18 protein-coding genes and 2 tRNA genes are annotated in these 19,064 nt (G+C 65.8%); 14 read left to right on the top strand and 6 right to left on the bottom strand.

All coding sequences use genetic code 11. The annotated features are described in order from the left end of the window. Positions 1-103: 103 nt before the first annotated feature. Both B9C43_RS55880 and B9C43_RS32670 read left to right on the top strand, forming a co-directional pair. Positions 104-361: a hypothetical protein gene (locus tag B9C43_RS55880; RefSeq protein WP_143446754.1), complete on the top strand. Its 258-nt coding sequence runs from the start codon at positions 104-106 to the stop codon at positions 359-361. A gap of 10 nt (positions 362-371) precedes the next feature. Further along, a complete protein-coding gene (locus B9C43_RS32670; protein WP_033380352.1) occupies positions 372-1,142 on the top strand; it encodes a fumarylacetoacetate hydrolase family protein in 771 nt (256 codons plus the stop codon). On the opposite strand, the gene B9C43_RS32675 is transcribed toward B9C43_RS32670, so the two are convergent. Then, positions 1,143-2,366, bottom strand: coding sequence for an FAD-dependent oxidoreductase (locus B9C43_RS32675; protein ID WP_084430659.1), 1,224 nt, complete (start codon positions 2,364-2,366; stop codon positions 1,143-1,145). A gap of 90 nt (positions 2,367-2,456) precedes the next feature. On the opposite strand from B9C43_RS32675, the gene gltX reads away from it, so the two are divergent. The 4 genes from gltX to B9C43_RS32695 all read left to right on the top strand — a co-directional run bounded on the left by gltX (position 2,457) and on the right by B9C43_RS32695 (position 5,120). Beyond that, complete coding sequence (gltX, locus tag B9C43_RS32680) at positions 2,457-3,941, top strand: glutamate--tRNA ligase (protein WP_084430660.1); 1,485 nt, start codon at positions 2,457-2,459, stop codon at positions 3,939-3,941. Positions 3,942-4,066: 125 nt separating this feature from the next. Continuing rightward, complete coding sequence (locus tag B9C43_RS32685) at positions 4,067-4,840, top strand: HAD family hydrolase (protein WP_084430661.1); 774 nt, start codon at positions 4,067-4,069, stop codon at positions 4,838-4,840. Between the two features lie 74 nt (positions 4,841-4,914). Then, positions 4,915-4,986: transfer RNA gene (locus B9C43_RS32690), tRNA-Gln, on the top strand. A 61-nt stretch (positions 4,987-5,047) separates the two neighbouring features. Further along, positions 5,048-5,120: transfer RNA gene (locus tag B9C43_RS32695), tRNA-Glu, on the top strand. Between the two features lie 575 nt (positions 5,121-5,695). Here B9C43_RS32695 and B9C43_RS32700 read toward each other — a convergent pair. Next, the gene (locus B9C43_RS32700) at positions 5,696-6,397 is read right to left on the bottom strand and encodes an IclR family transcriptional regulator (protein WP_200825797.1); all 702 of its coding nucleotides are present in this window, start codon (positions 6,395-6,397) and stop codon (positions 5,696-5,698) included. A 76-nt stretch (positions 6,398-6,473) separates the two neighbouring features. On the opposite strand from B9C43_RS32700, the gene leuC reads away from it, so the two are divergent. The 3 genes from leuC (at position 6,474) to B9C43_RS32715 (ending at position 9,254) form a co-directional block, all read left to right on the top strand. Then, complete coding sequence (gene leuC, locus B9C43_RS32705) at positions 6,474-7,913, top strand: 3-isopropylmalate dehydratase large subunit (RefSeq protein WP_084430663.1); 1,440 nt, start codon at positions 6,474-6,476, stop codon at positions 7,911-7,913. A gap of 15 nt (positions 7,914-7,928) precedes the next feature. After that, positions 7,929-8,522: a 3-isopropylmalate dehydratase small subunit gene (leuD, locus tag B9C43_RS32710; RefSeq protein WP_033380346.1), complete on the top strand. Its 594-nt coding sequence runs from the start codon at positions 7,929-7,931 to the stop codon at positions 8,520-8,522. Between the two features lie 165 nt (positions 8,523-8,687). Continuing rightward, positions 8,688-9,254, top strand: a complete 567-nt coding sequence (locus B9C43_RS32715) for an HU family DNA-binding protein (protein ID WP_033380345.1) — start codon at positions 8,688-8,690, stop codon at positions 9,252-9,254. 425 nt (positions 9,255-9,679) lie between these two features. Here B9C43_RS32715 and B9C43_RS32720 read toward each other — a convergent pair whose 3' ends face one another. From B9C43_RS32720 to cofC, 3 genes are read right to left on the bottom strand one after another with little or no spacing between them, the layout of a single operon-like run. After that, positions 9,680-10,585 (bottom strand): NUDIX hydrolase, encoded by a 906-nt coding sequence (locus B9C43_RS32720; protein WP_084430665.1) that lies wholly within the window; start codon positions 10,583-10,585, stop codon positions 9,680-9,682. Beyond that, positions 10,569-12,746, bottom strand: coding sequence for an RNA degradosome polyphosphate kinase (locus B9C43_RS32725; RefSeq protein ID WP_380142217.1), 2,178 nt, complete (start codon positions 12,744-12,746; stop codon positions 10,569-10,571). The genes B9C43_RS32720 and B9C43_RS32725 overlap by 17 nt, the downstream gene beginning before the upstream one ends. A 56-nt stretch (positions 12,747-12,802) precedes the next feature. Continuing rightward, positions 12,803-13,441: a 2-phospho-L-lactate guanylyltransferase gene (cofC, locus tag B9C43_RS32730; protein ID WP_143446755.1), complete on the bottom strand. Its 639-nt coding sequence runs from the start codon at positions 13,439-13,441 to the stop codon at positions 12,803-12,805. Between the two features lie 77 nt (positions 13,442-13,518). Here cofC and B9C43_RS32735 point away from each other — a divergent pair, with 77 nt between their 5' ends. The 4 genes from B9C43_RS32735 (at position 13,519) to B9C43_RS32750 (ending at position 16,958) form a co-directional block, all read left to right on the top strand. Further along, positions 13,519-14,232, top strand: coding sequence for a lysophospholipid acyltransferase family protein (locus B9C43_RS32735; RefSeq protein ID WP_033380341.1), 714 nt, complete (start codon positions 13,519-13,521; stop codon positions 14,230-14,232). Position 14,233: 1 nt separating this feature from the next. Next, positions 14,234-15,235 (top strand): NAD(P)H-dependent glycerol-3-phosphate dehydrogenase, encoded by a 1,002-nt coding sequence (locus B9C43_RS32740; RefSeq protein ID WP_084430668.1) that lies wholly within the window; start codon positions 14,234-14,236, stop codon positions 15,233-15,235. Next, positions 15,232-16,299 carry a cystathionine gamma-lyase gene (locus B9C43_RS32745; protein ID WP_084430669.1) on the top strand — a complete coding sequence of 356 codons (1,068 nt, stop codon included), beginning with the start codon at positions 15,232-15,234 and terminating at the stop codon, positions 16,297-16,299. The genes B9C43_RS32740 and B9C43_RS32745 overlap by 4 nt, the downstream gene beginning before the upstream one ends. A gap of 233 nt (positions 16,300-16,532) precedes the next feature. Beyond that, entirely contained in the window at positions 16,533-16,958 is a 426-nt protein-coding gene (locus B9C43_RS32750; RefSeq protein WP_084430670.1) for a cysteine dioxygenase, read from the top strand. On the opposite strand, the gene B9C43_RS32755 is transcribed toward B9C43_RS32750, so the two are convergent. Beyond that, positions 16,930-17,595, bottom strand: a complete 666-nt coding sequence (locus B9C43_RS32755; protein WP_033380334.1) for a pyridoxamine 5'-phosphate oxidase family protein — start codon at positions 17,593-17,595, stop codon at positions 16,930-16,932. The genes B9C43_RS32750 and B9C43_RS32755 overlap by 29 nt on opposite strands. A 72-nt stretch (positions 17,596-17,667) precedes the next feature. Between B9C43_RS32755 and pdxR the strand changes: the two genes are divergently transcribed. Further along, a complete protein-coding gene (gene pdxR, locus B9C43_RS32760) occupies positions 17,668-19,059 on the top strand; it encodes a MocR-like pyridoxine biosynthesis transcription factor PdxR (protein ID WP_084430671.1) in 1,392 nt (463 codons plus the stop codon). Positions 19,060-19,064: the final 5 nt, after the last annotated feature.

The raw sequence follows: 19,064 nt of genomic DNA on the forward strand, positions 1-19,064 counted from the left end.
TTCTTGTCATACCAACATTTTCTGCGCTGATGGGGTCAAGTTTCATCACTCAAAGGTGTCATTGCTGCGATCTAGAGTTCTAGCTAGCGTCAGAAAGGTGAACATGGCTGAAGAAGTACTCCAAGGACTTGCTGACAGGGCAAGGGAAACTGCGCCACGTACGTTCTGTGTGTACGGCGTTCGTCACGACCGTATGGGCGACGAGAGCGACACCTTCATGGCATGGGGGTTGGAGTTCTCCAACCCGCCCAGGGCCGTCCTGCTCCACCGCGACGGCACCGTATGGATGTCCGACTCGGCCACGCGAGCCCTCAACTCCCATCAGATCGGGGCTGAGGCGCGGCTGCTCTGGCTCGACTAAGGTTCTGTTCGTGCGTATCGCTCGTATTGCTCATTCCGAAGGGTTCGCCTACGCCGCGCTGGGCGACGCCGACGGCCAGGAAGTCGCGCTGGAGATCGCCGAGCAGCCGTTCGTCAAGCCCACGTTCAGCGGGCGCAAATGGCCGCTCGCCGACGTCCGGCTGCTTGCGCCGGTCCTGCCGACGAAGGTCGTCTGCATCGGCAAGAACTACGCCGACCACGCCCGTGAGATGGGCGGCGAGCCGCCGGCCGACCCCGTCATCTTCATCAAGCCGTCGACCAGCGTGATCGGCCCGAACGCGGCCATCAAGCTGCCAGCCGACTCGTCCAGAGTGGACTTCGAGGCCGAGCTCGCCGTCGTCATCGGCCAGCCGTGCAAGGACGTCCCGGCCGAGAAGGCCTCCTCCGTCATCTTCGGCTACACCGTCGGCAACGACGTCACCGCCCGCGACCAGCAGAAGGCCGACGGGCAGTGGACGCGTGGCAAGAGCCACGACACGTTCTGCCCGCTCGGCCCATGGGTCGAGACTCAGCTGGACGCGTCCGACCTCGCCATCAAGACCGAACTGGACGGCGAGGTCAAACAGGACAGCAGGACTTCACTCCTGCTGCACGACGTGCCCAAGCTGATCGAGTGGGTTACGCGGGTGATGACCCTGCTGCCTGGTGACGTAATTCTCACCGGAACTCCGGCAGGCGTCGGGCCGATGGCCGACGGTCAGACCGTTTCAGTCACCGTCGAGGGCATCGGCACGCTGACCAACCCCGTGGTGGCCAAATAGTCACCGCCTGGCGAAGTCCGGGGCGTGCTCCGGACGGACCCCGATCGCGATGACGTACGCCGGAACCGCGCGCAACGGCGGGAAAAGCCGTGTCAACACCGTCGGCGCCTTGGGATACGAGGTCCTCTCGCCCTGGAGTACCGGGGCGAGCACCTTGGCGTGCAGGAACCGTTGCAGTCCCTGGGCGACGACCATCGGCAGCCAGCGGCGCTTGCGCACTTTGGCCAGGTCGTCCGGGCTGACTCGGCCGCGCCGCAACGGTTCGGCGATCAGCCGGGCGGCCGCCGCGGCGTCCTGGACTGCCAGGTTGATGCCGATCCCGCCGACCGGTGACATCGCGTGCGCGGCGTCGCCGATGCACAGCAGACCGTCGCGGTGCCACTCGTGCAGCCGGTTCAGCTTGACGTCCAGCATCTTCACGTCGTCCATGTCCTCGATGCTGTCCACCCGGTCGGCCAGCTTCGGGTTGATCCGGACGATCCGGTCGCGGAACGCCTGCAGCCCTTCGGCTCGTAGCTTCGGGTCGGCGCCTTTCGCGCCGAGGTAGGCGATCTGGAAGTAGCCTTCCCGGTTGATCATCAGCAGCAGTTCACGGTCGCCGATGTGGATCTGGATGCCGCCGACTTCACCTGTTTCCTCTTCGCGCCGCGGCAGCCGGAACCACCAGGCGTCCAGCGGGACCGGGAATTCCTCCGGCACCAGCCCGGCCTCTCGGCGCAACAACGACGTCCGCCCGTCGCACGCCACCGTCAGATCGGCGTGCAGCTCGCCCTCTTCACCGTCTTTCGTGCGGTAGCGGACACCGGTGATCCGGTCGCCTTCCTTGAGCAGGCCGGTGACCTCGGTGTTCATCCGCAAGGTGTACGTCGGCTCCTGCTTGCCCGCGTCGGCCAGCAGGTCGAGGAAATCCCACTGCGGCACCATCGCGATGAAGTTGTACGGCGGGCGAAGCCTGCTGATGTCACCGAGAACCGTGGTGCCGTCGCCCGCGGGAAAGCCGACTGTCTGCAGTTTCGACTGCGGCAGCTTGCGGAACTCCTTGCCCAGCCCCAGTTCGTCGATCATCCGGATGGTCGAGGCGTGCACCGTGTCGCCGCGGAAGTCCCGCAGGAAGTCAGCGTGCTTCTCCAGCACGGTGACCTCGATCCCGGCGCGCGCCAACAACAAGCCAAGGAGCATGCCCGCCGGACCGCCCCCAACGATCGCGCAGGTCGTGCGCTCCATCTCGATCCCTCCTCTTTTTCATCGTTTGTTGAATAAGTTGAGGATGCTCCTCATCGGGTGCCACGTCAAGTGGGTAGCCTCATGACTGTTATGAACACGACATCGCTCGCGGGCGTGAGAGTCCGCTTCTGCCCGTCCCCGACGGGGACCCCGCACGTCGGGCTGATCCGTACCGCGCTGTTCAACTGGGCATTCGCCCGGCACCACGGCGGCGAACTCGTCTTCCGGATCGAGGACACCGACGCGTCCCGTGACTCCGAGGAGAGCTACGCCGCGATCATCGACGCGTTGAACTGGCTGGGCATCGACTGGGACGAAGGCCCCGAGGTCGGCGGCGACCACGGCCCGTACCGGCAAAGCCAGCGCAGTGAGATCTACGCGGATGTCGCGCGCCGCCTGCTCGAAGCGGGCGAGCTGTACGAGTCGTTCTCTACTACCGAAGAAGTGGACGAACGCCGTAAGGCAGCAGGGCAGGACACCAAGCTCGGGTACGACAACTTCGACAGGGACACCACCGGCGAGCAGAAGGCCGCGTTTCGCGCGCAAGGCCGCGAACCGGTGCTGCGCCTGCGGATGCCCGACGAGGACATCACGTTCAACGACCACATCCGTGGTGAAGTGACGTTCAAAGCGGGCAGTGTGCCGGACCCCGTGCTGGTCAGGGCGAACGGCGCACCTCTGTACACGTTGACCAACCCGGTCGACGACGCGTTGATGCGCATCACACACATCCTGCGTGGCGAGGACCTGCTCCCGTCCACCCCGCGGCAGATCGCGCTTTTCCACGCGCTCAAGCGGATCGGCGTTGCCGAGTCCATTCCGGACTACGCGCACCTGCCGCTCGTGCGTGGCGACGGCAACCGGAAGCTGTCCAAGCGGGATCCCGAGTCGAACCTGTTCACCTATCGGGACCGGGGATTCCTGCCCGAAGGGATGCTGAACTACCTCGCGTTGCTCGGCTGGGCGATTGCCGACGACCGGGACATATTCAGTATGTCCGAGATGGTACAAGCCTTTGACATCAGCAAGGTGAGCTCCAACCCGGCCAGGTTCGACCTGAAAAAGGCCGAAGCCATCAACGCGACACACCTGCGCGCACTGGCGCAGGACGATTTCGTGGAACGCACACTGCCGTACCTCGCGACGGCCGGACTGGTTGCCGAGAAACCAACTGATGAGCAGCGCGCGTTGTTCACCGCCACGGCTCCGCTGATTCAGGAACGCCTGGTCGTGCTGTCCGATGCGGTGGGTATGGTCAGGTTCCTGTTCGAATCCGAAGAGGACTTCGCACCCGAACCCGACTCCGCGGCCAAAGCGCTGGGAGAAGACGCGAAACCAGTCCTGGACGCGGCCATCGCCGCGCTCGAGCCGCTGGCCAACTGGACCACACCGGCCATTGAGGAAGCCCTGAAGGGCGCGCTCATCGACGGACTGGGCCTCAAACCACGCAAGGCGTTCGCGCCAGTACGTGTGTCAGTCACCGGTCGCACGGTGTCACCGCCGCTGTACGAGTCGATGGAGTTGTTGGGCAAGCAGAGAACCCTCACCCGCATGAGGCAGGCCCGTAACACCTGACGGTTGCCGATCCGATACAGGCAGTTTGGCCCCCTTGGAGACAAGGGGGCTTAACCGTGTCAGTGCTCCAACAATCACCTCGTTAGACGAATCGAAAACGGGTGGGACGCGCCTATCGTCTCTGGATGGCATCAGCGCTGGAGTTGCGGTCGGAGCTTGACAGATCGGTGGGCAATCCACCGGAAATCAAGGCGGTCTGTCTGGACATCGACGACACACTCGTGGATTTCACCTCAGCAGCGCGTTCCGCATTATTCACGCTGATCGGTCGCGACGACATGTGGCCGGCATGGCAGCACACCACAGACGAGTACGTGGCCAGAGCGGTAGCCGGCGAACTTGATCCCAAGACCATGCGTTTGCAACGAACCAAGGCATTCCTTACCGACATGGGCGTACTGCTCGACGACGAGACAGTGCAAGTACTCGAAGATCGACGACAGACCCAGATGTGCAGCGGCTGGCGGCTCTTCACGGACGCGCTGCCGTGCCTGGACTGGATGCGCGCGGCAGGCCTCAAACTCGCGGCTGTGACGAACGCCTCGGGCCCCGCGCAGCGAGACAAGATGGCGTGCCTCGGCCTGACCCGCTTCTTCGACGCGGTGGTGATCGCAGGGGAGCGAGGCGTGGCAAAGCCCGCCAGCGGCATCTTCCACGCCGCCTGCCAGGAACTTCAGGTCAACCCAAGCAACGCGGTGCACATCGGGGACCGCCTCGACCTCGACGCGATCGGCGCCCGCGACGCCGGCCTGCACGCCATCTGGCTCAACCGCGAAGACGAGCCCGCGGCACACGCCCCAGCGGACGTCCACGTGATCGCAGACCTGACAGAACTGCCATCACTGCTTGTCAGCGAGTACGTGACACCGTCCGTGAGCGTGCCCGCCCCACGATGCTGACCCCGATTTTTACCCCGTAGGGCCCATCGCGTACTATCTGTCCCGGCGCCAAGGACAGCAGTCCGAGACGCCGGTGGGGTATGGTGTAATTGGCAGCACGACTGATTCTGGTTCAGTTAGTCTAGGTTCGAGTCCTGGTACCCCAGCGGAAGAGCCCCTAGGAGCAAGTGCTAGGATTCCTCCAACAAAAGAAAACAGAAAGTTCCTGGCCCCGTCGTCTAGCGGCCTAGGACGCCGCCCTCTCAAGGCGGTAGCGCGGGTTCAAATCCCGTCGGGGCTACGCGGGTAGCGGGTGCTGGTCAGATGCTTCGCATCTTTTCCGGCACCCGCTTCGCTATTATTTTGGGGGGCCGAGCCCCCCACACCCCCACGGGGGCTTTTCTTGCTTTCCAGCTTTTTGGCTTGGGCTTTGTTTCTTCGCCTTCGCTGCGTGGTGGGGCCTGGCGGGGTGTCTTTTGCGGCGGTGATCCGCCTACGTAAAGCAGGTCCGAGCGGTGGCTGTACGGATCGCCGCCGTCCTCTGTGCGCGGTAGCGCAGGGGGGTGCTTCGTGCTCCCTTCCTCCCGTCTGGCCTGGGCGAAGCCATCCACGGGCTGTCAAGGGGGTCCGCCTACGCGAAGCGACCCCGAGCGATTGCCGTACGGACCTCCTTGACAGCCCGTGGTTCCCTTGGGCAGGCCGGACGGGAGGAAGGGAGGGCGGCCCCTCTCCTCTTGGTGGCCTCCCTGCGATCTTTGAGGAACCTCAGGTCTCAAGGCGAGGCGGAGTCTTTTAAAGAACCTCTGAACACGCTGCGAAGAAAAACTCCACTGTGGACGTCTATTAGGGACGTCCACAGTGGAGTGAAAAGCGAGGTCAGAGGCGGTTGTGGAGGGCGTCGGCGGCGGCCAGTAGATCTGCTGCCCAGCGGGAGCCGGGGCGGCGGCCCATCCGGTCTATTGGGCCGGAGACCGACACAGCAGCCACAACATTCCCAGCACCATCACGAACCGGAGCAGACACACTGGCCACTCCTGGCTCACGCTCCGCCACGCTCTGCGCCCAGCCGCGGCGGCGGACCTCAAGCAGGGCGCGCTCTCCGAACACCGCGTCGTTCAGCAACGCTCGCTGCGTCGCGGGATCTGCCCACGCGGCAAGGACCTTGGCGCCCGAGCCTGCGGTCATCGGCAGGCGGGCACCTACTGGGACGGTGTCGCGGAGGCCGGAAGGGGGTTCTGCCGCGCAGATGCAGATCCGGTGCATTCCGTCACGCCGGTAGAGCTGGACGCTTTCTCCGGTTATGTCACGGAGTCGGGGCAGGACCGCGTTCGCGGCGTCGAGAAGTGGGTCTGTCGCTCCGCCCGCGAGCTCTGAGAGAGCCGCGCCCGGCCGCCAACGCCCGTCGGATCCCCGGCGTAGCAACCGATGTACTTCCAGGCCGACCGCGAGCCGGTGCGCTGTCGCGCGCGGCAGGCCGGTCTTCGTGCAGAGTTCCGCCAGACCACAGGGTTCTTTGGCAACGGCCTGCAGCACCGCCATTGCCTTGTCGAGAACACCGATTCCGCTATGCTGTCCCACACAACGATACTAACTTCCCGATATCTGAGATGTCCAGTATCTGGGAACCCACCACGAAATCTGCGTTGGAGGAGCGATGGGCCACACGCTCGCTGAGAAAGTGTGGGACTCACATGTAGTACGGCGAGGCGAAGGTGATGAGCCGGATCTGCTCTACATCGACTTGCACCTCGTGCACGAAGTGACCAGCCCGCAGGCGTTCGACGGGCTGCGTCAGGCGGGCCGCAGGGTCCGCCGCACCGATCTCACTGTCGCCACCGAGGATCACAACGTCCCCACGGTCGACATCCAGCTGCCGATCGCCGATCCGGTGTCCCGGACCCAGGTTGAGACGCTCCGCAAGAACTGTGCCGAGTTCGGCGTCCCGCTCTATCAGATGGGGCACGACGAACAGGGCATCGTGCACGTGATCGGCCCGCAGCTCGGTCTCACACAGCCCGGGATGACCGTGGTGTGCGGCGACAGTCACACTTCGACGCACGGCGCGTTCGGCGCGATGGCGTTCGGCATCGGCACTTCCGAGGTCGAGCACGTGCTGGCGACTCAGACGCTTCCGCTCAAGCCGTTCAAGACCATGGCGATCAACGTCTCCGGCTCGCTGCGTCCCGGGGTCACCGCCAAGGACATCATCCTCGCCGTCATCGCGAAGATCGGAACCGGTGGCGGACAGGGATATGTATTGGAATATCGCGGCAGCGCCATCGAAGAGCTGTCCATGGAAGCGCGGATGACCATCTGCAACATGTCCATCGAAGCGGGCGCGCGCGCCGGTTTGATCGCACCGGACGAGACGACCTTCGCGTACCTCAAGGGGCGCAAGCACGCTCCGCAGGGTGCCGACTGGGATGCCGCCGTGGCAGCGTGGACAGAGCTGCGCACCGACGATGACGCTGTCTTTGACAGTGAAGTGAACCTCGACGCGGACACCCTCACGCCGTTCGTGACGTGGGGCACCAACCCCGGTCAGGGTCTGCCGCTGTCTGAAAAGGTTCCTGACCCGGAACAGATCGCCGACGAGAACGAGCGCTTCGCCGCCGAGAAGGCCCTGTCCTACATGGACCTCAAGCCGGGCACCCCGCTGCGCGAGATCCAGGTCGACACCGTCTTCCTCGGTTCATGTACCAATGGCCGGATCGAGGACCTGCGTGCCGCGGCGAGCGTGCTGCGTGGGCACAAAGTCGCCAGTGGGGTACGGATGCTGGTCGTCCCCGGTTCAATGCGCGTTCGCGAAGCCGCGGAGTCCGAGGGGCTGCACGAGGTTTTCCTGTCGGCCGGTGCCGAGTGGCGCTCCGCCGGGTGCTCGATGTGCCTTGGCATGAACCCGGACCAGCTCAAGCCGGGCGAGCGCAGCGCATCGACATCAAATCGCAACTTCGAGGGCAGGCAGGGCAAGGGCGGCCGCACGCACCTCGTCTCGCCGCTCGTCGCCGCCGCCACTGCCGTGCGCGGCACGCTGTCCTCTCCCGAAGACCTGCTTGCAGGGTCGAGCATCAGCACAGAAGACCTCCTGGACTGAAAGAAGAAGCACGTCATGGAGCCTTTCACCAAGCACACGGGGGTCGGTGTCCCCCTCCGCAGGTCCAACGTGGACACGGACCAGATCATCCCGGCCGTCTACCTCAAACGGGTCAGCAAGACCGGTTTCGAGGACGGTCTGTTTGCCGCGTGGCGCCAGGACGAGCAGTTCGTGCTCAACCAGGAGCCGTACCGCAACGGCAGCGTCCTGGTCGCCGGACCGGACTTCGGCACCGGTTCGTCGCGCGAGCACGCCGTTTGGGCGCTGTCCAACTACGGCTTCCGCGCCGTGCTGTCGTCCCGCTTCGCCGACATCTTCCGCGGCAACGCGGGCAAGCAAGGACTCTTGGCGGCAGTCGTTGAGCAGCACGACATCGAGCAGCTGTGGAAGTTGCTTGAGGCCGAGCCGGGTACCGAAGTGACCGTCGACCTGCGGGAAAGGCTTGTCACAGCGAAGGACTTCACCGCGCCGTTGCGCATCGACGACTACACCCGTTGGCGCCTCTTGGAAGGGTTGGACGACATCGCGCTGACACTTCGACACGCCGACGCGATCGATTCGTTCGAAGCTTCCCGCCCCGTCTGGAAGCCCTCCACAACCCTTGCCTGACGGGCTGATTCCGGGCCCAAATGTCACCCCGATGGGCGGATCGCAAAACTCATAAGCAAAAATATGGCGTGGCGCGTGGTGGTCGCGCGCTTTTCGGCATATGGTGGCGAGAAGTCGGCCGCAAAAGGCCGTAACCGTCATGTGGTCATAGTGGAGGACAGAAGGGTGAACAAGGCCCAGCTCATCGAGGCGCTCACGGAACGCCTGGGCGACAAGAAGACCGCAGGCGCTGCGGTCGACGGTCTCGTCGACGTGATCGTTCGTACGGTCAACAAGGGCGAGAAGGTCAACATCACCGGCTTCGGCGTTTTCGAGAAGCGCGCCCGTGCAGCCCGTACCGCGCGCAACCCGCGTACCGGTGAGACCGTGAAGGTCAAGAAGACCAATGTGCCAGCGTTCCGGCCCGGCACCGGCTTCAAAGAGGTTGTGAGCGGCGCGAAGAAGCTGCCGAAGGTTGCCGCCGCCAAGCCGGCAGCCTCGCGTAGCACCGGCACCAGCACGCGTGCCGCTGCCACTCGCACCACGGCTTCGACGACCCGTAAGACGGCCGCCGCGAGCACCGCCCGCAAGACGGCCGCCACCAAGACGGCCAAGACTGCTGCGAAGCCGGCAGCGAAGACCACGACGACCCGTCGTGCAGCTGCGAAGCCTGCTGCCAAGACGACTGCGAAGGCCACGGCGAAGAAGACCTCCGCCGCCGCCGCGAAGAAGCCGTCGACGCGCAAGAAGTAAGCAGTATCCACAAAGCCGTGAGGGCCGCCCGGGGACGCCTGGGTGGCCCTCACGGCTTTGTTGTGCGCCGGAACAGGTCCCGGGTCATCCAGTGACCCCTGTCGCGCCTGTGGCGCTCACAGGCGTCTCAACGGGGCAGTTGTGTGCGCCGGATGCCTCAGGTGTGACATTGGGGGCATAACGAGGGTTCCGGACGCTCCGAACGCCACTTTGGGGGCATTGCGACGGTTCTGCGGATGCTCCCCACTCCACTTTCGGGGCATCGTCACCAGCATCCGCGGGCGCGCCGCCCCGAACGCCACTTCGGGGGCATATCCAGGGGTTTCAGGCATGCCCGGAAAGCCGCGCCGGGGGCCGTCGGATGCACCCAATGCCACTTTGGGGGCATAGCCGGTGGTTTGCCGGGGAATTGCCCCAACGGTGTTTCAGGGCTTCGGAAGTGGGCTGGGATAGTAATCGGCCGCAGCCAGCCTGAGTCCCGCATGGACGAATGTCAGCAGCCACACACTGCCCTTCTTGGCACGCACTTCGGGCAGGTCAAGGCCCGATTCCTTGGCGCACGCAGAGATCAGGCCGGGGATCACGCCGCCCTGGCTGGACACCACCGGGATCCCCTCGCTCGAGGCGATTTCGCGCAACCGGCGCAGGGTGGCGTCGGGGGCGCTCGAATACTCCTGTTCGCCAAGCGACGGCTCGACCTCCACCGTCCTACCGAGATCTTCGGCCAGGCCCGCAATCGTCTGCACACACCGCGCGGGCGGCGCCGAATACATTCGGTTCGCGCCGAACAGCGGCAGCAACTCCCGCAGCGCGGCCGCCTGCCGCCGACCGGCAGGCGACAGCGGTCGCTCGATGTCGGGGCCTGTCCAGCCTTCTCGTTTCCCGGCCTTCGCGTGCCGTACCAGCAGCACAGTCGCGGTGACGGCCGGCAGCCGGGTGAACTCCGTGAGCACGTCGGCATCCTGTGGGTAAGTCAGGATTTCCCGTGCCTTGTCCACCGGCAGCCAGCGCAGCTCGTCAACTTCCTCGTTCGGCTCGAAGGATCCGCCGACCGCCTTCGCGGCGAAGTAGTCCACGCGCTTCGCCGAGCCCTGCACCGAATACCGAATGGTGTTCAGGTGCCTGCTCAGCACCACGCGGAAGCCGGTCTCCTCGGCCAGTTCCCGCACCGCCGCGTGCGGCACGGTCTCGCCGGCGTCGACTTTCCCCTTGGGCAGCGTCCAGTCGTCGTACCGGGGACGGTGCACCACGGCGACCGTCCCGTCCTCTTGCCATGCGACAGCACCCGCTGCCGCGATAGAGCGGTGTGACACGTCAGCCCGTTGCCCCATGCAGCAGGATCATTTCCCGTTGGTGGTCACGCACCTGCTCGCTGTCTTGCGGCGACGGCTCCCATTCGCCGTCCGGTTGCAACACCCAGCAGCGGGTGTTCGGGTCGGTCGCCGAATCGAACATGGCGTCCAATTGTTTTACCAGCCGCGGATTGCGGACCGGTACCTGCACTTCGACCCGGCGATCCAGATTGCGGTGCATCAAGTCCGCGCTGCCGATCCAGTGCTCGGCCGCCCCGGCGAAATGGAGCACCCGGGAGTGCTCGAGGAAGCGACCGAGGATCGAGCGCACCCTGATGTTCTCGCTCAGCCCCGCGATCCCCGGTTTGAGTGCGCAGATTCCCCGCACCACCACGTCAACCGGCACACCGGCCTGGGAAGCCCGGTACAGCGCGTCGATGACCTGCTCGTCCACCAACGAGTTCACCTTGATCCGGATCCCCGCGGGCTTGCCCGCGCGGGCGAATTCGATCTCTTGTTCGATCCGCTCGACGATGCCGCGCCGGATCCCGTGCGGCGCCACCAGAATGCTGCGGTACGTGTCCTGTCGTGCGTATCCAGTCAGCACATTGAACAGGTCGGTCAGGTCCGCGCCGATCGCGGGCTCGGCGGTGAGCAGGCCGATGTCCTCGTACAGCCGCGCGGTCTTCGGGTTGTAGTTACCCGTTCCGATGTGGCAGTAACGCCGGATCGTCGATCCTTCCTGGCGCACCACGAGCGAGGTCTTGCAGTGCGTCTTGAGCCCGACGAGGCCGTAGACCACGTGCACGCCCGCCTTCTCCAGCGCCCTCGCCCACTTGATGTTCGCCTGCTCGTCGAACCGCGCCTTGATCTCCACCAGCGCCACGACCTGCTTGCCCGCTTCGGCCGCGTCGATCAACGCGTCCACAATGGGCGAATCACCCGATGTTCGGTACAGCGTCTGTTTGATCGCCAGCACGTGCGGATCGCTGGCCGCCTGCTCGATGAAACGTTGCACGCTCGTGGAGAACGAGTCGTACGGGTGGTGCACCAGGACGTCGCCTTCCCGCAGCGTCGCGAAGACGCTCTTGGGTGTCTCGTGTTCGGCGAACGCGGGGTGCGTCGCGGGCACGAACGGCCTGTCCTTGAGGTCCTTGCGGTCAACGGCATGCAGCTGCCAGAGGCACGACAAGTCCAGCAGCCCGTTGATGACCACGACGTCATTGGGCGCCACTTCGAGCTCACGCAGCAGCAGTTCCTGCATGTGCTCGGACATGTCGCTGGCGATTTCCAGCCGAACCGGCGGGCCGAACCGGCGCTGCGCCAGTTCCCGCTCCAGCGCCAGCAACAAGTCCTCGTCGCGGTCCTCCTCGACTTCCAGGTCCGCGTTGCGGGTCACCCGAAACTCGTGCACCTCGGTGACTTCCATTCCGGTGAACAACTCACCGAGATGGGCTCCGATCAGGTCTTCCAGCGGCAGGAACGTGGCACTCCATTCGTCCCCATTGGACTGCACCTGCAGCAGCCGCGGCACGTTGTCCGGCACCTTCACGCGGGCGAACCGCTCGGTGCCCGCCTCCGGGTCGCGAACGGTGACAGCGAGGTTGAGCGACAGCCCGGAGATGTAGGGGAAGGGGTGTGCCGGGTCGACCGCGAGCGGAGTCAGCACCGGGAAAACCTGTTCGGTGAAGTAGACGTGCAGCCGGTGCTTGTCGTCCTCGGCCAGCTCCGCCCAGCGCACGATGCGAATGCCGCGATCGGCCAGTTCCGGCCGGATGCGCTGTTCGAACGCCAACGAGTGCTGTTCGACGAGTTCCTGGTTGCGTTTGGCGATGTACGCCAACTGCTCGCGCGGCGTAAGCCCGTCCGCGCTGCGCACCGAAAGGCCGGTCTCCCTGCGGCGTTTCAACCCGGCGACCCGGACCATGTAGAACTCGTCCAGGTTCGACGCGAAGATCGCGAGGAACTTGGCCCGTTCGAGCAGGGGCTGAGACTCGTCCTCGGCAAGGGCCAGCACCCGGGCGTTGAAGTCCAACCAGGACAGTTCCCGGTTGAAATACCGGTCGTCGGGCAGGCCGTCGATGGCCGCCGCCGCGGTCGTGGCCGCTGGCGGCGCCGACGGAACAGTCCGCTCGGGCCGGTTGGTGGGAGCCGGCGGTGGGGCCGGGGCGATCGGCTGGTCGCTGCTGTCGGTGCTCACAGCCTGATTGTCCAGGACTTATCGCCGAAGTGCGCGTCTGTGTGCGGACAACGTGGTTAACACTCGATCGGCCCACATGCCATCGCGCACAGCAACTCGGAAGTCCGCTGGCCGAGGCCCAGATCACGGGCCACCAGAAGATCTTCGACGGTATCGACGTCACACCGCAGGGAATCCCAGCTGTCGGTGAGCGCCATCGCGCCGGAGGCGGCGTGTTTGCGCGCCGAGCCTATGCCGAACCTGGGATTCAGCGGCTCGCCTGCCGCCGAGAGCAGCAGCGTCGTTCCGGTTGTCTGCCGATCAGCGCAGAAAGCACGCCTGCCATCAGCGGTTTTGATCGCAGCGGCCAAGTCGGTCGGCCGCAGTGCGGGCAGATCCGCCTGGAGCGCCCCTATTTGTCCGGTCCTGTCCGACTGCCGCAACACCGCGGCGCCGTGGCGGAGTGCTTCGTTGAGACCAGGGGACCGGCCTTCGGGCACGCACTCGAACCCTTCGGCGGCAAGCACGCCGGCGACCGTCGGATCCGAGCTCACCACCAGGACCCGGCGTACGCCGTCGGCCTGCGCGGCCGCGGTGACTGTGTCCAAAAGCACGGCCAGCACCAGGTTGGTGTGCTCTTCCGGACGTACCGTGCCCCGCAGCCGCGACTTGGCATCGGGCAGCCTTTTCACGGGCACGACGAGATCTGTCTGCACCTTGAGATTCTGCATCAAAACTTGGACCGTGTGCTGGGTCCTACACTCCCATGCAGTCGTTTCGCATAGGAGGAGCCTTGGCGCGTCGTGAGAAGGACGGGATCTGGGTCAAGATCGCCGCTGCGGTGTTCTACCCGATCACCTGGTTGGGCAAGCGGGTGACGCGCGGCGCGGAACGCATTCCCCGCCAAGGCGGTGCGATTCTGGTCTTCAACCACATCTCCCACCTCGATCCCGTGGTCGACGCGGTCTTCGTGCACCGCAACAAGCGGGTGCCGAGGTTTCTGGCCAAGGACAGCCTGTTCCGTATCCCGGTCGCTGGCAAGATCATCGGCGGGGCGGGAACCATCCCCGTCTACCGGGGCACGGCCAACGCCGCCGACAGTCTGCGTGCGGCGAACGAAGCGTTGCGCGAAGGCAAGCTCGTCTGCATCTATCCGGAAGGAACGATCAGCAAGGACCCGGACGGCTGGCCGATGCGGTCCTTCCCCGGTGTGGCGCGGCTCGCGCTGACCAACGACGTGCCGGTGCTGCCGATCGCGCGGTGGGGCACCAACCACATCTTGAACGGGTACACCAAGACCTTCCGGCCGTTCCCGCGCAAGACGGTCACGATCTACGTCGGCGAGCCGGTCGACCTTTCCGGGTTCCGCGGCGAGGATCCGCCAAGCAACACCACGTTGATGCGGGTGACCGAGTTCATCATGAACGACGTGAAGGCGTTGCTCGCCGAGATCCGCGGGGAGAAGGCCCCTGACGGTTTCTTCAACCCGAAGAAGGCGGAGAGCTGAGATGTCCCTGAGGCGGATCGCGGTGCTCGGCGCGGGTTCATGGGGAACGACCTACGCCAAGGTGATGGCCGACGCAGGCCGTGACGTCGTGTTGTGGGCGCGCCGCCCGGAAGTCGCGGCGGCCGTCACCAGCGAGCACGAGAACCCGGACTACCTGCCGGGGATCCGGCTGCCGGACAACCTGACGTCCACATCGGACCCCGCCGAGGCGCTGGACGGCGCCGAGGCGGTCATCTTGGCGGTGCCGAGCCAGAGCCTGCGGGCGAACCTGTCCCAGTGGCGGCTTCCGGCCGGTGCCACGCTGGTCAGCCTGGCCAAAGGCGTGGAACTGGGCACGCTCAAGCGGATGAGCGAGGTGGTCGCGGAAGTCGCCGGTGTGCCGTCGGATCACGTCGCCGTGGTGTCCGGACCGAACCTGGCCATGGAGATCGCGCGGGAACAGCCGACCGCGACCGTGATCGCGTGTGAGGACCACGATCGTGCGATCGATCTGCAGCACGCGAGCACGACCGGGTACTTCAGGCCGTACACGAACACCGACGTGATCGGCTGCGAACTCGGTGGGGCGTGCAAGAACGTGATCGCCCTGTCCTGCGGCATGGCGTCCGGTCTTGGCTTCGGCAGCAACACACTGGCCACGCTGATCACCCGCGGCCTCGCCGAGACGTCCCGGCTGGGGATGGCACTCGGCGCCGACCCGATGACCTTCGCAGGCCTTGCCGGGCTGGGAGATCTGGTCGCGACCTGCTCGTCGCCGTTGTCGCGCAACCGGACTTTCGGTGAGCGGCTCGGCCGTGGGCAAACGGTGGCCGAGGCGCAGGAAGCGACGCACGGACAGGTGGCCGAAGGCGTGAAGTCCTGTTCGTCCATCCGGGCGCTGGCCGTGCGCCACGGTGTGGACATGCCGATTACCGAGGTGGTGCACCGGGTCTGCCACGACGGTCTTGACCCGCGTGAGGCGGGTGCCGAGCTGATCGGCCGAAAGGTCAGGCCGGAGCGATGACGGACTACGGCGACGGGACGCGTTGCGTGCACGGCGGTCTGGCCGAGCCGGAGCCGGGAAATCCTTTGCTGGCTTCACCGGTTTTCGCGACGGGGTTCCACGCCGGGCACGAGTCCTATGGCTACGGCAGGTCGGACAACCCGACGTACCGTGCCCTGGAGTCCGCGATCGGCTCGTTGGACGGCGGGGAATGCGTGGTCTTCGCGTCCGGGATGGCCGCGATCGCCGCAGTGCTCGGGCTGGCGTCTGAGAAAGTCGTGTTGCCTTCGGACGGTTACTACTTGACCCGATCGCTCGCCGCCGAGTTGCCGGTTGCCGTCGTCGAAGTGCCGACGACCGGACCGTGGCCGTCCTTCGCAGGCGCGGACCTCGTTTTGGTGGAGACGCCGTCCAACCCGGGTCTCGATGTGTGCGATATCACTGTGTTGGCTGCGGCGGCGCACGACGCTGGCGCCCTTTTGGCTGTGGACAACACGACCGCGACACCCATCGGCCAGCGTCCGTTGGAACTGGGCGCGGACATCGTGGTGTGCAGTGACAGCAAGGCACTGTCCGGGCACAGCGATGTCCTGCTGGGACACGTGACCTGCCGCTCGGCTGAGCTGGCGGCGAGAATTCGCCAGAGCAGGACGCTGCGCGGCGGGATCCCGGGGCCGTTCGAGACCTGGCTGGCGCACCGCGGGTTGAGCACTTTGGATCTACGGCTGGCCCGCCAGGCTCAGAACGCCGGGGCGCTTTACTTGGCGCTGCGCGGGCATCAGCGGGTGTCGGGCCTGCGATGGCCTGGGGCCGTGGCGGATCCGTCCCACGTCATCGCTGCCAAGCAGATGCGCCGGTTCAACGGGGTTTTCACGTTCACCCTCGAATCACGTGACGCGGTCGAGCGGTTCCTCGCCGCGTCGAAGCTGGTGACCGCGGCGACGAGTTTCGGTGGCGTGCACAGCACTGCCGACCGGCGGGCACAGTGGGGCGATCCGGTGCCCGAGGGGTTCGTCAGGTTCTCGGCCGGATGTGAGGACACCGACGACCTGGTGGCCGACGTCCTCGCGGCACTCGACGCCTGACGTCCACAACAGACACTGCTGCCGCATGTGTCACACGTGTCACATGCGGCAGCCCGGTCCACTTCGTGGACGTGATTTGACGGACTTCGAGTCCGCTGCTTTCCTATTCGGCATGATGCGCGCTATGGCTGACGGACGGGGTCACATCGACCTCGGTTTCGTCGCGAGCGCACTGTGTCTTCCTCGGTGATCGGCCCGCTGTCATCGCTCACGCCATTTTCCGAGGAATCTCCATGTTCGCCGTACCCGAGAACACCGTTGCCCTAGCTGCTGCTCCTGCCCACAAGCACCCGGCCCGGATCGCGACCGAGTTCGCGCTCGACCGGGACCGCTGGAAGAGCCACCTGCGCTACGACCCGGTCGAGCGGTTCTCCACGTTGCTGGAGCGCACCGACGACCACGAGGTCTGGCTGATGAGCTGGTTGCCGGGTCAGTCAACGGATCTGCACGACCACGGCAGCGCGACCGGTGCGTTCACAATCGTCTCAGGTGTACTGACCGAGCGCGTCATGCGCGCCAACACGACCCTTGAGTTGCAGCCGGGACAGTCGCGGGTGTTCGCGCCGCACTACGTGCACCAGGTGTCCAACAACGGCCCCGACCCCGCGGTGAGCATCCACGTGTACCGCACTACCCGCGAGATGCGTACCTATCCATAACGTGTGCCGGGATCTCCCAGCCCGATGAGAGGTCGTCGCTGGGGACCGGCGCGCTCCACTGCTGCGTCAACGGAAGCACGCCGGCCCATGCGACATCGTCGGAGATGTCTTCGGGTTCGTCGCCGGGACCGCCAGAGCGGACCTTCACAGCGGCCTCCTCCAACGACAACGCCAGCACTGTCGTCTTGGCCAGTTCCTTCGCATTGGGCTGGCGGCTGTGCTCCCACGAGCCCGGCGCCATGTGTTCGGTGAGCACGCGCAAGCCGTGCAGGCGTTCCTCCGGGGATTCGACCAGACGAGCGGGTCCGTGGATCACCGCCGAGCGGTAGTTCGCGGAGAAGTGGAACACCGAACGGGCGTAGACGATCCCGTCGAGCAGTGTGACCGCGACACAGATCTCGTTCTCCAGCGCACTGCGCAGGCTCAGCGCGCCACTGGAGCCGTGGATGTACAAGGTGTCGCCGTCACGGCCGTATCCGGTTGGCAGCACGACGGGCGAGCCGTCGATGACGACGGACAGGTGGCAGATGAGCCCGGCGTCGAGGATGCTTTCCAGTACGGCCCGGTCGGTGACGGCACGTTTCTTCCCGCGTTTGATTGTGCTGCGGGGTGTGGGCGATAGTTGAGGTCGGGTCACGGCTACCAGTGTCTTTGGCAAAGTGGCATCATAAAAGGGCCACAAAGATCGAAAACCGAAAGGCCACTTCTGGTGTCAGCCGACCCGCCAGCGCCACCGGTCACGTTGGACCGTGAGTCCGAAACGCCGCTGGCCGTTCAACTTGCCGACGCGCTGCGCTCGGCTGCCGCGGACGGCAGGCTGCGCAGCGGGGACCGTCTGCCATCGACTCGCGCGCTCGCCACGCGGCTGAACGTCAGCCGGACGGTCACGTCAGCGGCGTACGAGCAACTGCATGCCGAAGGGTGGATCGCGGGCAAGCACGGATCGGGCACATATATAACGACAGCCCCGCCGGGCAGCCTGCCGGAATCCACGCCCCGGCCGAAACGCGGTGCCGCCGCGCAGACTTTGATCGACTTCACGCCTGGAACGCCGTGGGCAGGCGGAATCGACCGTGCGGCCTGGCGACGGGCGTGGCGCGCCGCCGCCGACGCGCCGCCGCTGATGCGACCGGAACGCGCAGGCCTGCCGGAATATCGTGAGGTCATCGCCGAGCACCTGTTGCGGCACCGCGGGTTGCGGGTCGGCGGTGAGGACGAGACCGTGCTGGCCACGAGCGGCACGTCCTCGGCCGTGTCCGAACTCGCGTTCGCTGTGCTGGGACCTGGCGCGACCGTGGCGATCGAGGAACCGGGATACCAACGTGCGGCGGCGGCGATGACCGCCGCCGGGCTGAACGTCATCCAGGCACCCGTTGACGTGGAAGGATTCCGCGTCGACTCGGTGCCCGCCGGGGTGAAAGCGGTCTACTGCTCGCCCGCGCACCAATATCCCTTGGGCGGCCGGATGCCCGCGGGGCGGCGGGTCGAGCTCGTGGAACGCGCGCGCCGGGACGGTTTCCTTGTCATCGAGGACGACTACGACGGTGAGCTGCGGTATGACGTGGCGCCGCTGCCTTTGCTCGCCGCGCTCGCACCGGATGTCGTGGTGCACCTGGGAACCACGAGCAAGATCCTCACCCCGACGCTGGGCACCGGCTGGATGGTCGCGCCGCCCGCCGTGGTGTCGGCGATCCTGGAATTCCGTGACCGCACCGGGATCGGACCCGCGATCGCCGGGCAACGGGTGCTGATCGAATACGCCCGCAACGGCGACCTGGGCAGGCACCTGCGGCGGTTGCGCCGTGAGCTGTCCGAACGGCGGTGGCTCGTCGTGGATGCCTTGCGCGAAGCCGGTTTCGAAGTGCTCGGTGACGACGCGGGCGCCCACGTCGTCATCCCGTTGTCCTCCGCCCGCGCGGAGCGGGATGTAAGGGTCAAAGCCGAGGAATTCGGTGCCAGGATCGACGGGCTGACCAGGCATCACGCCGGCAGGCCCCGGTGGCACGGGATCGCGCTGGGGTACGCGGCATGCTCCCGTGACGAGCTGAACAGTGTGTTGCCGCAGCTGATAGACCTACTGAAGCAGGCAGACCGGGCATGAGACCA

The organism is Kibdelosporangium aridum (assembly GCF_900176515.1).
GTDB classification, from domain to species: Bacteria; Actinomycetota; Actinomycetes; order Mycobacteriales; family Pseudonocardiaceae; genus Kibdelosporangium; species Kibdelosporangium aridum.

Excerpts from the sequence above, each read along its gene's own strand:
- B9C43_RS32750 (WP_084430670.1), top strand. The coding sequence starts at position 16,533 with ATGTTCGCCGTACCCGAGAACACCGTTGCCCTAGCTGCTGCTCCTGCC.
- B9C43_RS32740 (WP_084430668.1), top strand. The coding sequence starts at position 14,234 with ATGTCCCTGAGGCGGATCGCGGTGCTCGGCGCGGGTTCATGGGGAACG.
- B9C43_RS32745 (WP_084430669.1), top strand. The coding sequence starts at position 15,232 with ATGACGGACTACGGCGACGGGACGCGTTGCGTGCACGGCGGTCTGGCC.
- B9C43_RS32720 (WP_084430665.1), bottom strand. The coding sequence starts at position 10,585 with ATGGGGCAACGGGCTGACGTGTCACACCGCTCTATCGCGGCAGCGGGT.
- leuD (WP_033380346.1), top strand. The coding sequence starts at position 7,929 with ATGGAGCCTTTCACCAAGCACACGGGGGTCGGTGTCCCCCTCCGCAGG.
- B9C43_RS55880 (WP_143446754.1), top strand. The coding sequence starts at position 104 with ATGGCTGAAGAAGTACTCCAAGGACTTGCTGACAGGGCAAGGGAAACT.
- leuC (WP_084430663.1), top strand. The coding sequence starts at position 6,474 with ATGGGCCACACGCTCGCTGAGAAAGTGTGGGACTCACATGTAGTACGG.
- B9C43_RS32685 (WP_084430661.1), top strand. The coding sequence starts at position 4,067 with ATGGCATCAGCGCTGGAGTTGCGGTCGGAGCTTGACAGATCGGTGGGC.
- gltX (WP_084430660.1), top strand. The coding sequence starts at position 2,457 with ATGAACACGACATCGCTCGCGGGCGTGAGAGTCCGCTTCTGCCCGTCC.
- B9C43_RS32675 (WP_084430659.1), bottom strand. The coding sequence starts at position 2,366 with ATGGAGCGCACGACCTGCGCGATCGTTGGGGGCGGTCCGGCGGGCATG.